Below are 13,791 nucleotides of genomic sequence, written 5' to 3'. Positions count from 1 at the left end.
GAAGAAAGGTGAGTTTTTTTAAAAAATTAAAAGAGAAAATCACGAAACAAACGGAAAGTGTTACAGAAAAATTTAAAGATGGTCTTTCGAAAACAAGAAATAACTTCTCTGGAAAAGTGAATGACCTTGTTGCAAGGTACCGCAAAGTGGATGAAGATTTCTTCGAGGAATTAGAAGAAATCTTAATACAAGCAGATGTAGGCTTCGATACAGTCATGAAACTAATTGAAGAGTTGAAGATGGAAGTCAAACGCCAAAATATACAAGACCCAGGGGAAGTTCAAAGTGTTATTTCGGAGAAGTTAGTCGAAATTTACAATGCTGGTGAGGAGCAATCATCCAAATTGAATATTCAAGAGGATGGGCTTACTGTTATCTTATTTGTTGGTGTTAATGGTGTAGGAAAAACAACGACAATCGGAAAACTTGGTCATAAGTTTAAAAGTGAAGGGAAATCAGTTCTATTAGCCGCTGGTGATACTTTCCGTGCTGGTGCGATCGAACAGTTAGAGGTATGGGGAGAAAGAGTCGGCGTTGATGTTATTAAACAGGCAGAAGGTTCTGATCCGGCTGCGGTAATGTTTGATGCGATAAAGGCTGCTAAGTCGAGGAAAGTGGACATATTGATTTGTGATACAGCGGGGCGCTTACAAAATAAAGTTAACTTGATGAAAGAACTTGAAAAGGTCAAACGGGTAATCGAACGGGAGGTACCAGGTGCACCACACGAAGTCCTGCTTGTATTAGATGCAACCACTGGTCAAAATGCGCTCATTCAGGCAAAAACCTTCAAAGAGGTCACGAATGTGAGTGGGATTGTTCTTTCAAAATTGGATGGGACAGCAAAGGGCGGTATTGTTTTGGCCATTCGAAATGAATTGAAGATTCCTGTAAAGTACGTAGGTCTTGGTGAAAAAATGGATGATCTTCAGGAATTTAACGCAGAGCAATATGTATATGGTTTATTCGCTGATCAAGTGGATAATGCTGTAAATTGATGTAAAGATATTTTCTTGACAGACTGTGTATGACTGTGTAAACTACATTTGTAAAGGCTTTTCACTTAACAAGGGAGGTATGCGCATGCTTGAAAAGACAACGCGAATAAATTATCTCTATGATTTCTATTATTCGTTGTTAACACCAAAGCAGCAAAGCTATATGTCCCTCTATTATTTAGATGATTACTCACTTGGAGAAATCGCTGAAGAGTACGATGTAAGCCGTCAGGCTGTCTATGATAACATCAAACGTACGGAAGCTATGCTTGAGGAGTATGAAGAAAAGCTATTACTATTTCAGAAATTTCAAGAGCGCAGCAAGTTATTAAGGCATGTAAAAGAAGTGCTTAACGAAGAACACCCTTCAAAGCAGGCGATGATGGAAATGGTTGCCGAGCTTGAGAAATTAGATTAGGAGGCGGCATGAATGGCGTTCGAAGGATTAGCCGACCGACTGCAGAATACGATTCAAAAAATCCGTGGAAAAGGTAAAGTTACGGAAGCGGATGTAAAAGAAATGATGCGTGAAGTCCGTCTTGCGTTACTCGAGGCTGACGTTAACTTTAAGGTCGTCAAGGATTTTGTAAAAAAAGTCAGCGAACGTGCAGTAGGACAAGAAGTACTAAAAAGCTTAACACCAGGCCAGCAGATCATTAAGATCGTTAATGAAGAATTAACGGAGTTAATGGGTGGTGAACAAAGCAAAATTGCTGCCTCTAATCGTCCGCCAACAGTCATTATGATGGTAGGGCTACAGGGGGCCGGTAAGACGACGACTACAGGAAAGCTTGCCAACCTGCTTCGTAAAAAGTACAACCGTAAGCCTCTGCTAGCAGCCGCTGATATTTACCGTCCTGCTGCCATTAAACAGCTTCAAACACTGGGAAAACAATTAGATATGCCTGTATTTTCTCTTGGCGATCAAGTTAGCCCGGTCGAAATTGCAAAGCAAGCCATTGCGCAAGCAAAGGAAGATCATAATGACTACGTCCTTATTGATACTGCTGGACGTTTGCATGTCGATGAAGCATTAATGGGTGAACTGAAGGATATTAAAGAACTTACGAAACCAGACGAAATTTTCCTTGTTGTGGATGCGATGACTGGTCAAGATGCCGTTAATGTTGCCCAAAGCTTTAATGAACAGCTTGGTTTGACCGGGGTAGTCTTAACGAAACTTGACGGTGACACACGTGGAGGAGCTGCGCTTTCGATTCGTGCTGTTACGCAAACACCGATTAAGTTTGTCGGTTTAGGCGAAAAAATGGATGCAATTGAACCTTTTCATCCCGAACGCATGGCCTCAAGGATCCTTGGCATGGGTGATGTCTTAACGCTAATAGAAAAAGCACAGGCGAATGTTGATGAGGAAAAGGCGAAAGAGCTTGAACAAAAGATGCGGACGGCTACTTTTACGCTTGATGACTTTTTGGAGCAGCTGGGACAAGTCCGTAATTTAGGGCCGCTTGATGAACTATTAAAAATGATGCCTGGTGCAAATAAAATTAAAGGTTTGAACAATGTTCAAATCGAAGAAAAACAAATTGCACATGTGGAAGCAATCATTCGATCAATGACAAAAGCAGAAAAAGAACATCCGGAGATCTTGAATTCAAACCGTAAAAAGAGGATTGCCAAAGGGAGCGGCAGAACTGTTCCTGAGGTTAACCGTTTATTAAAACAGTTTGAGGACATGAAGAAGATGATGAAACAAATGACAGGAATGCAGCAAAAGGGCAAGAAAAAAGGCGGATTTAAATTTCCTTTTAAACCGTTTTAAAATTGAAAAAATTGGCAATACTACTGTAAAGAAAAAACACTTTACAAATGAATTAATAATTGATAATATACTATCTTGTGTGAAACTATTCGGAGGTGCTTATTTAAAATGGCAGTAAAAATTCGTTTAAAGCGTATGGGAGCTAAAAAGACTCCTTTCTATCGTATCGTAGCAGCAGATTCTCGTTCTCCTCGTGACGGACGTTACATTGAAGTGATTGGAACTTACAATCCAGTTGCGCAGCCAGCTGCAATCCAAATCAACGAAGATTTGGCTCTTAAATGGTTACAAGACGGTGCTAAACCATCTGATACAGTTCGTAACCTTTTCTCAAACCAAGGCATCATGGAAAAATTCCATAATGCTAAGCACAGCAAGTAACTACTATGAAGCAATTAATTGAAACGATTGTTAAGCCCCTTGTTGATTTTCCAGAAGATGTTCAGGTTAATGTCAACGAAGATGATCAACGAATCACTTTTCATCTAACTGTGAATAAGACAGATATGGGAAAGGTGATTGGAAAGCAAGGGCGTGTTGCAAAGGCCATAAGGACTGTTGTATATGCAGCAGGATCATCACAACAAAAGAAAATTTTTCTAGAAATTGGTGAATAGCTTTTTGCATCTAGACGAAAGGGAGGAATGAATTTCCTCCCTTTTTTGCTATCAGAAAAACAGAAGCTTGGAGGAGGAGCAATTTTATGCAACTGATTCAAACTGTTATCGTGAAGCAAATCTTAACGGAACAAAGCAAACAGAAGCTGCATGATAAATATTTTGCAGGCAAACTACAGATGCAAAAAGAATATGAGCAGCTTCAATTTGAGTTGAAAAAGTTAGAAAAAGCCAAAAAGTATCAATCGAGCGCACTTAAGAGTCACTTTGAAAAAGAACTGCAAAAACGCCATGATAAAGAAAAGCTTTATGAGTTTCAAATTGAACAACTACATATGCTACCATTAGGCAGCGAATTAAAGCAAAAAGAAGTACAAGCCCTTGTTGAAGTAAAGGCGGGCGACAATTGGGATGAAGTAATGGAGCAAACAACCATTATTATAAAAGACGGCATAATTGAGGAAATAAGATAGAGGTGACGAAAAGAATGGAAAAATGGTTTAATGTTGGTAAAATCGTCAATACACACGGAATCAGAGGTGAAGTAAGGGTAATTTCTAAAACTGATTTCCCAGAACAACGGTATAAAGTGGGGAATATATTGTATTTGTTTATGCCTGGATCTAGTAAGCCGATTGAATTAAAGGTAAAAACCCACCGAAGTCACAAAAATTTTAATTTACTTACCTTTGAGGGATTTGAAAATATCAACGAGGTTGAAAAGTTTAGGGACGGAATTATTAAGGTGCCAGAATCCCAACTTGGAAATCTTGAAGAAGATGAATATTATTACCATGAAATTATCGGATGCTTGGTTGCTACAACTGGCGGTGAGGAAATTGGTAAGGTTATGGAGATATTATCTCCCGGTGCTAACGACGTATGGGTAATTAAATCACCTGCAGGCAAGGAAATATTGATTCCTTATATTGAGGATGTTGTGAAAAAAGTGGATGTGAAGGAAAAGGTTATCTTAATTGAACCAATGGAAGGGCTGCTTTCATGATGAAAATAGATGTACTGACGTTATTTCCTGAGATGTTCTCAGGAGTGCTTGGGCATTCCATTTTACATAAGGCTGCTGAAAAAGCTGCTGTTCACTATAATATTGTCAATTTCCGTGACTATGCTGATAATAAACATCAAACCGTAGACGACTACCCCTATGGCGGTGGGGCAGGTATGGTCTTAAAGCCGCAGCCTCTCTTTGATGCAGTTTCAGCATTAAAGGAACAAGCGGAAAGTAATGCTTCAAGAGTGATCCTGCTTTGTCCTCAAGGAAAACGGTATGATCAAAAGCTAGCAGAGGAATTAGCGAAAGAGAAACATCTTATTTTCGTATGCGGCCATTATGAGGGATACGATGAGAGAATACGTGAACATGTGGTAAGTGATGAAATATCAATCGGTGATTATGTGTTAACTGGTGGAGAGCTTGGAGCGATGGTTGTGATTGATAGTGTCGTTCGTCTCTTACCAGAGGTCTTAGGAAATGAAGAGTCACATATGAAAGATTCTTTCAGCACGGGTCTTTTGGAGCATCCGCATTATACTAGACCATCTGACTTTCGTGGAATGAAGGTCCCAGAGGTCCTCCTGCAAGGAAATCATCGATTAATTGAAGAATGGCGAAACAAGGAAGCTTTACGACGAACACTCCTTAGGAGGCCAGACCTATTAGAAAAAATAGAATTAAGCAAGGAACAGGAAAAATGGCTGAATGAAATAAAAAAAGAATATGAGTAGATATTGCATGAAGTTGTCTTTTATGTTAAGATACTACTTGTGACTTGAGCTGAGTAACGTATTCAGTATGGTCTTATAAAGATGTTCCGCTGCAATGAAATAGGATAGTAGATGTGCATGAGCGTCTGTTGGAAGGAGATGAAAACGATGCAACATTTGATTGAAGAAATCACAAAAGAACAACTTCGTTCTGATTTACCTGCGTTTCGTCCTGGTGATACTGTACGTGTACACGTTAAGGTTGTCGAGGGTACTCGTGAGCGTATTCAGTTATTCGAAGGTGTAGTGATTAAGCGTCGTGGTGGTGGCATTAGCGAAACTTTCACAGTTCGTAAGGTATCTTACGGAGTAGGCGTTGAGCGTACTTTCCCTGTACACACACCTAAAATTGCGAAGCTTGAAGTATTGCGCCGCGGTAAAGTTCGCCGTGCTAAGCTATACTACTTACGTAAACTTCGTGGTAAAAAAGCTCGTATTAAAGAAATTCGATAATAAAAGAAGGAGCTTGCTTTGCAAGCTCTTTTTTCGTACATATCTTATCAAACATTTTTTTGTGATTGGTGGGGAACAAAAGATGATTAAGAAGAAAAATGAACTTTGGGAATGGACGAAGGCGCTTTTAATTGCAGTTGTATTGGCAGCTGTCATTCGTTACTTTCTTTTTGCACCAATTGTAGTAGACGGGCTATCGATGATGCCCACGCTGCAACACCAAGACCGTATGATAGTGAACAAGCTAAGCTATAATATAGGTGAGCCAAAACGGTTTGATATTATCGTCTTTCATGCGCCTGAACAGAAGGATTATATAAAAAGAGTCATCGGACTTCCAGGTGACCGTATCGAATATAAAGATGATACTTTATATGTAAATGGAAAAGCGTACGAAGAACCTTATTTGGATGAGTACAAGAAGAAAGTCGAAGGCCCTCTAACTGATCCTTTTACACTTGAAGAAACTCCTGCAGGTACTGAAATAGTACCAGAAGGGGAATTGTTCGTAATGGGGGATAACCGTCGTTTCAGCAAAGACAGCAGGCATATTGGAACCATCGCAATGGACAAAATAATCGGTAAAACAAGTATTGTATACTGGCCATTAAAAGATGCACACATCGTGAAATAGATTTAGGAGGTGGCTGCTTTGACAATCCAATGGTTTCCAGGCCATATGGCAAAGGCTCGAAGAGAAGTCACGGAAAAATTAAAACTAGTAGATATTATTTACGAATTGGTGGATGCAAGAATTCCATATTCGTCTCGCAACCCAATGATTGATGTAATTATTCAACATAAACCAAGACTGGTCCTCTTAAATAAAGCCGATTTAGCAGATAAAGCAATCACAAAAGAATGGATTGCCTATTTTGCTAAGAGAGGAATAAAAGCAATCGCTATTAACTCTCAAGCTGGAGAGGGTATGAAGGATATTGTAAAGGCATCCCATGAAATCTTAAAGGACAAGTTTGATCGATTAAGAGCAAAGGGTGTTGTCAATCCAAGAGCCATTCGTGCCATGATTGTTGGAATCCCCAATGCCGGAAAATCAACATTAATCAATCGACTTGCAAAGAAAAACATTGCAAAGACAGGAAATATGCCAGGAGTAACAAAAGCACAGCAGTGGATTAAAGTAGGAAAAGAGTTAGAGTTATTAGATACCCCGGGAATTCTATGGCCAAAGTTTGAAGACCAAGAGGTTGGAAAGAAGTTAGCTGTAACGGGAGCAATCAAAGACACTCTTCTGAATTTGCAGGACCTCGTTGTTTTTTCGATTAAGTTTTTAGAAGAGAATTATCCAGAGAGACTTAAGGACCGCTATAAGCTTGAATCAGTCCCAGAAAACGTCGTGGAGATGTTTGACCAAATTGGTGAGCTTAGAGGCTGTCTTGGGGCTGGGGGAGTCGTTGACTATGATAAAGTTTCAGAGTTAGTTATTAGAGAAATTAGATCTGAGAAATTTGGACCGGTGACTTTCGAAAGACCTAGCGATATAGCGGATAAAATTGAAAATAAATAAACAAATGAACTCTCCATGTGGTGAGTTTTTTTGTTTATTTTTGGTCATTGTAAATAAACGGAGGAGAAGGTATTATTACAACGGGTGAAGAAAATGAAAGTACAGACAATAGCAGAAATAGAACAACAGCTTAATGGCATCAAGGCTGAAAGTGACCCTATATTCCAAAAACTCCAGCAGGATGAGCGTAAAGGGGTTCAACATTTAATACATAAATGGCATAGGAAAATGGAACAAGAACGACAACTTCAGGAAAAGTTTCTTGAAATGAATGTCTATGAAAATAAATGGCGTGTCCAGGGATATAAATATATTGCTGGTGTCGACGAAGTAGGCAGGGGGCCGCTTGCAGGTCCAGTAGTAGCAGCGGCAGTTATTTTACCAAAGGATTTTTACTTACCAGGTATTGATGATTCAAAAAAACTTTCAGAGAAAAAGCGGACTGAATATGATGAAATCATTAGAAGTAAAGCAATAGCTGTTAGTGTCGCAATGATTGATGCAGCTGAAGTTGATTCTATCAATATTTACGAAGCTACTAAAAAGGCGATGAAAGCGGCAATTGCTTCACTAACTATAAATCCAGAGATTTTACTGGTTGACGCTGTAAAGCTAGAAACACCTTATATTGTTGAGCCTATCATAAAAGGGGATGCGAAGAGCGTTTCGATAGCGGCAGCTTCCATCGTAGCAAAAGTGGCAAGAGATTCTCTTATGATAAAATTATCAGCTGAATTTCCGGAATATGGCTTCGAGCGTAACATGGGGTATGGGACAAAAGAACATATCTTGGCGATTCAAAAGCATGACATTACGCCCTATCATCGAAAGAGCTTTGCGCCAATTAAGGACATGTTTCAAGAACAATAACAAAACAAGCTGCTTATTGCTTGTTTTGTTATTGTTAAAAAGTAATTAGTTGTTAATTTTTGGCTTCATATTTTATGAAAGCGCTTTATTTGCTGGGCGTGAGAATTCATAATATTATGAGGATAATAATTTTTTTACGCATAATGGTGGACAAGGTATCTGTCATTCTATAAAATGAAAACGGAGTCAATTTTTTGAAGAGTTTGATAGGAGGATGGGAAATGAATATCCATGAGTATCAGGGGAAAGAAATCCTCAGAAAATATGGGGTAAGTGTTCCTAATGGCAAAGTGGCATTCAGTGTTGAAGAAGCAGTGGAAGCCGCAAAGGAATTAGGTACACAAGTATGTGTAGTAAAGGCGCAAATCCATGCTGGCGGCAGGGGTAAAGCCGGCGGAGTAAAGGTTGCTAAAAACCTTGAAGAAGTGCGTACATATGCAAGCGAAATCCTCGGAAAAACTTTGGTTACACACCAAACTGGTCCTGAAGGTAAAGAAGTAAAGCGACTATTAATTGAAGAGGGCTGCGATATTAAAAAAGAATATTACGTGGGCCTTGTCTTAGACCGTGCTACTTCAAAAGTTGTGCTTATGGCATCTGAAGAGGGCGGAACTGAAATTGAAGAAGTAGCAGAAAAAACTCCGGAGAAAATCTTCAAAGAAGAAATTGATCCGGTTGTTGGCTTAATGCCATATCAGGCACGCCGCATTGCATTCAATATCAACATTCCAAAAGAGTTAGTAAATCAAGCTGTTAAATTCATGATGGGCTTATATAGTGCCTACATTGAAAAGGATTGTTCAATCGCCGAAATCAACCCATTGGTTGTAACTGGAGATGGAAAAGTAATGGCACTAGATGCAAAGTTAAACTTTGACTCAAATGCTTTATATCGTCAAAAAGATATACTTGAATACCGTGATCTTGAAGAAGAAGATCCAAAGGAAATCGAAGCATCTAAATATGATTTAAGTTATATTTCATTAGATGGAAATATCGGCTGTATGGTAAATGGTGCCGGCCTTGCAATGGCAACAATGGATATTGTTAAGCACTATGGCGGCGATCCGGCAAACTTCCTTGATGTTGGGGGCGGTGCAACAGCTGAGAAAGTTACAGAAGCATTCAAAATTATCCTTTCTGATCCAAACGTAAAAGGTATTTTTGTTAATATTTTTGGCGGAATCATGAAATGTGATGTCATTGCTGAGGGTGTTGTAGAGGCTGCTAAGCAGGTTCAACTAAGTGTACCTCTGGTTGTGCGTTTAGAGGGAACAAACGTTGATTTAGGTAAGAAAATTCTTGCTGAGTCTGGTTTGGCTATCACTCCTGCAGAATCAATGGCTGACGGTGCACAAAAAATCGTTTCACTTGTGAAATAGGATCGAAAGAAAGGGGAATTAACGTGAGCGTTTTTATTAATAAAGATACAAAAGTAATTGTGCAAGGGATTACAGGTTCAACTGCCCTTTTTCATACAAAACAAATGCTTGAATACGGAACACAAATTGTTGCTGGGACCACTCCTGGAAAAGGCGGCATGGAGGTTGAAGGAGTACCAGTTTATAATACAGTGAAAGAGGCTGTTGCTGTTACAGGCGCTACTGCTTCTGTTATCTATGTTCCAGCACCATTTGCAGCCGATGCTATTATCGAAGCGGTTGATGCTGAATTGGATTTAGCCATCTGTATTACTGAGCACATTCCAGTATTAGATATGGTTAAGGTTAAACGTTATATGGAAGGTAAAAAGACGCGCTTGGTAGGTCCTAACTGCCCAGGTGTTATCACGGCAGATGAATGTAAAATTGGTATCATGCCTGGATACATCCATACAAAAGGTCATGTTGGCGTTGTTTCCCGCTCTGGAACACTAACGTATGAAGCTGTTCATCAGTTAACACAAGCAGGAATTGGTCAAACTACTGCTGTGGGAATCGGCGGCGACCCAGTTAATGGCACAAACTTCATCGATGTCTTAAAAGCATTTAATGAAGATCCGGAAACATATGCCGTTATCATGATTGGTGAAATTGGCGGTACAGCTGAGGAAGAAGCGGCTGAGTGGGTAAAGGCAAATATGACTAAACCTGTTGTCGGCTTTATCGGCGGCCGTACAGCACCTCCTGGAAAGCGTATGGGCCATGCTGGTGCAATCATTTCAGGCGGTAAAGGTACAGCAGATGAGAAAATTCGTGTTATGAATGAATGCGGAATTAAAGTTGCTGACACACCATCTGTTATGGGTGAAACGTTAATTGAAGTCCTAAAAGAACAAGGTATATATGATAAGTGTATAACACACTAAGAATAGTAGAAATAGTCCCTTCAAACGAGGGACTATTTCTTCTTTTTTCATTAATAATGGAGGCAAAGTATGGATGATATTAGAGAAAAACTCATTGCTTTAATGCACTACCCAGGTATTTCGTGGAGTGCAGTTTTACAATATATAATGAGAGACCCATCTCTCCAAATGAAACCGCGTTACATCCAACAAAACTTATTCTCTTCCACTGCACACACAAACCTTCCTTCCACAACTTTTTTACAATCCGAAATCATCATTGAACAAATCCGACAATATGAAAAAAACGGAATAAAGGCTATAACAATCCTTGATGAAAATTATCCCAGCCTATTAAAAGAAATCTATCAGCCACCTTGGGTGTTATTTGCAAAAGGAAATCTCTCTTTACTTGCAAAACAGCCAAAGCTTGCAGTAGTAGGTTCCCGACAGGCAACCCAGTATGGTAAGAGTGCCATTCGGTTACTGTTTCCACCATTAGTGGAAACAGGAGTGGTTATTGTCAGCGGTTTAGCTAATGGTATAGATACTCTCGCGCATGAGAACGCAATGAAGAATGGCGGAGATACCATTGCTGTAATAGCTGGTGGATTGAATCGTATATATCCTAAGGAAAATACTGAATTAGCAAGAGAAATGATGAAAACACAGCTAGTTGTTTCAGAATATCCGCCAAATACGAAGCCGGAACGATGGCATTTTCCAGCCCGCAACCGAATCATCAGCGGGATGTCAAACGGGACATTTATAATAGAAGCAAAACGAAAAAGTGGATCTCTGATCACGGCTAATTATGCGGTCAATGAAGGCCGTGAAGTTTTTTCGCTGCCTGGAAGTATCTTTAATCCGTATTCATTGGGTACAAATGACCTAATTCAGCAGGGGGCAAAACCTGTAATGAGCAGCGAGGATATTTTAGATGAACTTCGGTTATACCCTTAATTGAATTTCAATTTTATTTAAAATAAATTCGCAGTTTTTTAAAGTTTTTTTCATATTATTGGAGATTTATTCTAAAAAAGCTTGAAATTATTTCTAATATGTTATACATTTTCCAACAGATATTTGAAAAAAAGAATGTGTAAATAGGAATAATTTGGCGTATTATTATCATTAACTAGTTGTAAACGGTTTCGTCGTTATTGACATCAATAGGTATTTGTTTAAGAATAAGAAGTATTAATTATGAATACTTTTTCCAATTTTTAAAAAATGATCATATAAATGGAAAAAATCAGGGATAAGGTTTTTGTAAGTACTTGAGGAGGATAATTTGCATGTCAGAGTTTCTTGTAATTGTTGAATCACCCGCAAAAGCGAAAACAATTGAACGCTATTTAGGCAATAAATATAAAGTAAAAGCATCCATGGGGCACGTACGGGATCTACCTAGAAGTCAAATGGGTGTAAACGTTGAAAATAGTTACGAACCGAAATACATTACGATTCGCGGCAAAGGTCCAGTATTAAAGGAATTAAAAACAGCCGCAAAAAAAGCAAAAAAAGTTTTTCTCGCGGCTGACCCGGATCGCGAAGGGGAAGCAATTGCCTGGCACCTTGCACATAGCTTAAATGTAGATATACATTCAGATTGTCGTGTTGTATTTAATGAAATTACAAAAGAAGCAATTAAAGAATCCTTTAAGCACCCGCGTCCAATCAATATGGATTTAGTCGATGCTCAGCAGGCTAGAAGGATTCTAGATCGTTTAGTTGGATATAATATTAGCCCGCTTCTTTGGAAAAAAGTGAAAAAAGGATTAAGTGCAGGACGAGTTCAATCTACTGCAGTCCGATTAATCATCGAACGAGAAAAGGAAATAAAAGCATTTGTACCTGAAGAATATTGGACAATTGAAGGGGAGTTGGTTAAGGGAAAGGATCATTTTAGTGCTTCTTATTTCTCTTTAGCTAACAAAGAAAAAACAGAACTGAAATCAAAACAGGATGTTGAAGAGATTTTTAAAAAAATGGAAGGCGATAATTTCAAGGTGGTTTCGGTAACTAAAAAAGAGCGTAAACGAAATCCTTCTCCACCGTTTATCACTTCCTCCCTTCAGCAGGAAGCGGCTAGAAAACTCAATTTCCGTGCTAAGAAAACCATGATGCTGGCACAGCAATTATACGAGGGAATTGAGCTTGGTTCGTCTGGAACAGTTGGTCTTATCACCTATATGAGGACAGACTCAACTCGTATATCCGAAGTAGCTCAAAAAGAGGCTGCGGATTATATTCTTCAGGAATATGGCCAGGAATACTTAAAAGAAGAACAAAGAAAAGAGAAAAAACAATCAAATGCACAGGATGCTCACGAAGCTATCCGCCCGACAAGTACATTACGCGAACCAAATAGTTTGAAACAATTTCTATCAAGAGACCAACTTCGTCTCTATAAATTAATTTGGGAACGATTCTTAGCCAGTCAAATGGCCCAGGCTGTTATGGATACAATGAGCGTTGACTTACAGAATGGAAATGTCATATTCCGTGCAACCGGATCAAAAATAAAGTTTCCTGGATTTATGAAGCTATACGTGGAAGGTTCAGATGATCAGGTTGAAGAACGTGACAAAATGCTTCCAAATCTTCAAGAAGGCGATGTTGTGTTCAAAAAGGATATTGAACCAAAACAACATTTTACACAGCCGCCGCCAAGGTATACAGAGGCTAGATTGGTTAGAACACTTGAAGAACTAGGCATTGGACGTCCATCCACCTATGCGCCAACTTTGGATACAATCCAAAAGCGTGGATATGTCACACTAGATAATAAACGATTTGTCCCTACTGAATTAGGTGAAATTGTTGATGAATTGATTCTTGAATTCTTTCCAGATATTATCAATGCTGATTTTACTGCCAAAATGGAGCAGGATTTAGATAATGTTGAGGATGGTAAAGTACGCTGGGTTGAAATCATTGATGGTTTTTATCAAGAATTTGAGAAGCATCTTGTTATTGCAGAAAAAGAGATGCAGTCTGTTGAAATTAAGGATGAGCCAGCAGGCGAGGATTGTGAATTATGCACAAGCCCAATGGTATTTAAAATGGGCAGATACGGTAAATTTATGGCATGCAGCAATTTCCCGGATTGCCGTAATACAAAAGCCATTGTAAAAGAAATTGGCGTTACTTGTCCAAAATGTAAAGAAGGAAATATCATTGAGCGTAAAAGTAAGAAGAAAAGAATCTTTTACGGCTGTGACACATTTCCGGGATGCGAATTTATTTCCTGGGATAAACCTTTACCAAGAGCCTGTCCTAAATGCGAAGGAACGCTTGTTGAAAAGAAATTAAAAAAAGGCGTCCAAGTACAATGTACGGAATGTGATTACAAAGAAGAACCACAAAGTTAAGGGTGAGCTCAGCTCACTCAGATTGTCGAGAAAGGGTATCTTTCTCGGCAATTTTTTATTTTATCAGAGTCTAACCTACGATTTTTCAAAAAA

Annotated in this window: 16 protein-coding genes; all 16 read left to right on the top strand. The window is 39.0% G+C overall.

Going from position 1 to position 13,791, the window contains the following annotated elements; all coding sequences use genetic code 11:
- The first annotated feature begins 8 nt into the window (after positions 1-8).
- Positions 9-998: a signal recognition particle-docking protein FtsY gene (gene ftsY / locus MLOOGBEN_RS24305; protein ID WP_179160872.1), complete on the top strand. Its 990-nt coding sequence runs from the start codon at positions 9-11 to the stop codon at positions 996-998.
- Between the two features lie 85 nt (positions 999-1,083).
- Positions 1,084-1,416 carry a putative DNA-binding protein gene (locus tag MLOOGBEN_RS24300; RefSeq protein WP_179160871.1) on the top strand — a complete coding sequence of 111 codons (333 nt, stop codon included), beginning with the start codon at positions 1,084-1,086 and terminating at the stop codon, positions 1,414-1,416.
- A 12-nt stretch (positions 1,417-1,428) separates the two neighbouring features.
- Positions 1,429-2,781 (top strand): signal recognition particle protein, encoded by a 1,353-nt coding sequence (gene ffh / locus MLOOGBEN_RS24295; protein ID WP_179160870.1) that lies wholly within the window; start codon positions 1,429-1,431, stop codon positions 2,779-2,781.
- 108 nt (positions 2,782-2,889) lie between these two features.
- Positions 2,890-3,162, top strand: a complete 273-nt coding sequence (gene rpsP / locus MLOOGBEN_RS24290) for a 30S ribosomal protein S16 (RefSeq protein WP_179160869.1) — start codon at positions 2,890-2,892, stop codon at positions 3,160-3,162.
- Positions 3,163-3,167: 5 nt separating this feature from the next.
- Positions 3,168-3,398 carry a KH domain-containing protein gene (locus MLOOGBEN_RS24285; protein ID WP_179160868.1) on the top strand — a complete coding sequence of 77 codons (231 nt, stop codon included), beginning with the start codon at positions 3,168-3,170 and terminating at the stop codon, positions 3,396-3,398.
- A gap of 86 nt (positions 3,399-3,484) precedes the next feature.
- The gene (locus tag MLOOGBEN_RS24280; protein ID WP_179160867.1) at positions 3,485-3,871 is read left to right on the top strand and encodes a YlqD family protein; all 387 of its coding nucleotides are present in this window, start codon (positions 3,485-3,487) and stop codon (positions 3,869-3,871) included.
- 14 nt (positions 3,872-3,885) lie between these two features.
- Positions 3,886-4,404 carry a ribosome maturation factor RimM gene (gene rimM, locus MLOOGBEN_RS24275; RefSeq protein ID WP_179160866.1) on the top strand — a complete coding sequence of 173 codons (519 nt, stop codon included), beginning with the start codon at positions 3,886-3,888 and terminating at the stop codon, positions 4,402-4,404.
- The gene (gene trmD / locus MLOOGBEN_RS24270) at positions 4,404-5,144 is read left to right on the top strand and encodes a tRNA (guanosine(37)-N1)-methyltransferase TrmD (RefSeq protein WP_179160971.1); all 741 of its coding nucleotides are present in this window, start codon (positions 4,404-4,406) and stop codon (positions 5,142-5,144) included. The genes rimM and trmD overlap by 1 nt, the downstream gene beginning before the upstream one ends.
- A 147-nt stretch (positions 5,145-5,291) precedes the next feature.
- Entirely contained in the window at positions 5,292-5,636 is a 345-nt protein-coding gene (gene rplS / locus MLOOGBEN_RS24265) for a 50S ribosomal protein L19 (RefSeq protein WP_095247673.1), read from the top strand.
- A gap of 82 nt (positions 5,637-5,718) precedes the next feature.
- Positions 5,719-6,270 (top strand): signal peptidase I, encoded by a 552-nt coding sequence (lepB, locus tag MLOOGBEN_RS24260; protein ID WP_179160865.1) that lies wholly within the window; start codon positions 5,719-5,721, stop codon positions 6,268-6,270.
- Positions 6,271-6,288: 18 nt separating this feature from the next.
- Complete coding sequence (gene ylqF / locus MLOOGBEN_RS24255) at positions 6,289-7,164, top strand: ribosome biogenesis GTPase YlqF (RefSeq protein WP_179160864.1); 876 nt, start codon at positions 6,289-6,291, stop codon at positions 7,162-7,164.
- Between the two features lie 93 nt (positions 7,165-7,257).
- Complete coding sequence (locus MLOOGBEN_RS24250; RefSeq protein ID WP_179160863.1) at positions 7,258-8,034, top strand: ribonuclease HII; 777 nt, start codon at positions 7,258-7,260, stop codon at positions 8,032-8,034.
- A gap of 221 nt (positions 8,035-8,255) precedes the next feature.
- Positions 8,256-9,416, top strand: coding sequence for an ADP-forming succinate--CoA ligase subunit beta (gene sucC / locus MLOOGBEN_RS24245; protein ID WP_179160862.1), 1,161 nt, complete (start codon positions 8,256-8,258; stop codon positions 9,414-9,416).
- 23 nt (positions 9,417-9,439) lie between these two features.
- A complete protein-coding gene (gene sucD / locus MLOOGBEN_RS24240) occupies positions 9,440-10,342 on the top strand; it encodes a succinate--CoA ligase subunit alpha (RefSeq protein WP_179160861.1) in 903 nt (300 codons plus the stop codon).
- 69 nt (positions 10,343-10,411) lie between these two features.
- Positions 10,412-11,284, top strand: coding sequence for a DNA-processing protein DprA (dprA, locus tag MLOOGBEN_RS24235; protein WP_179160860.1), 873 nt, complete (start codon positions 10,412-10,414; stop codon positions 11,282-11,284).
- A 335-nt stretch (positions 11,285-11,619) separates the two neighbouring features.
- A complete protein-coding gene (topA, locus tag MLOOGBEN_RS24230) occupies positions 11,620-13,698 on the top strand; it encodes a type I DNA topoisomerase (protein WP_179160859.1) in 2,079 nt (692 codons plus the stop codon).
- The last annotated feature ends 93 nt before the right edge of the window (positions 13,699-13,791 follow it).

The sequence above is a fragment of the Bacillus sp. EB106-08-02-XG196 genome (assembly GCF_013396335.1).
In the GTDB taxonomy this organism is placed as follows: Bacteria; Bacillota; Bacilli; order Bacillales; family Cytobacillaceae; genus Neobacillus.
Note: the sequence above shows the minus strand (reverse complement) of the source record. Positions and strands in the feature narration are given on the sequence as shown.

Coding starts and splice junctions, on each gene's coding strand:
- MLOOGBEN_RS24300 (WP_179160871.1), top strand. CDS start 1,084: ATGCTTGAAAAGACAACGCGAATAAATTATCTCTATGATTTCTATTAT.
- ffh (WP_179160870.1), top strand. CDS start 1,429: ATGGCGTTCGAAGGATTAGCCGACCGACTGCAGAATACGATTCAAAAA.
- rpsP (WP_179160869.1), top strand. CDS start 2,890: ATGGCAGTAAAAATTCGTTTAAAGCGTATGGGAGCTAAAAAGACTCCT.
- MLOOGBEN_RS24285 (WP_179160868.1), top strand. CDS start 3,168: ATGAAGCAATTAATTGAAACGATTGTTAAGCCCCTTGTTGATTTTCCA.
- MLOOGBEN_RS24280 (WP_179160867.1), top strand. CDS start 3,485: ATGCAACTGATTCAAACTGTTATCGTGAAGCAAATCTTAACGGAACAA.
- rimM (WP_179160866.1), top strand. CDS start 3,886: ATGGAAAAATGGTTTAATGTTGGTAAAATCGTCAATACACACGGAATC.
- trmD (WP_179160971.1), top strand. CDS start 4,404: ATGAAAATAGATGTACTGACGTTATTTCCTGAGATGTTCTCAGGAGTG.
- rplS (WP_095247673.1), top strand. CDS start 5,292: ATGCAACATTTGATTGAAGAAATCACAAAAGAACAACTTCGTTCTGAT.
- lepB (WP_179160865.1), top strand. CDS start 5,719: ATGATTAAGAAGAAAAATGAACTTTGGGAATGGACGAAGGCGCTTTTA.
- MLOOGBEN_RS24250 (WP_179160863.1), top strand. CDS start 7,258: ATGAAAGTACAGACAATAGCAGAAATAGAACAACAGCTTAATGGCATC.
- sucC (WP_179160862.1), top strand. CDS start 8,256: ATGAATATCCATGAGTATCAGGGGAAAGAAATCCTCAGAAAATATGGG.
- dprA (WP_179160860.1), top strand. CDS start 10,412: ATGGATGATATTAGAGAAAAACTCATTGCTTTAATGCACTACCCAGGT.
- topA (WP_179160859.1), top strand. CDS start 11,620: ATGTCAGAGTTTCTTGTAATTGTTGAATCACCCGCAAAAGCGAAAACA.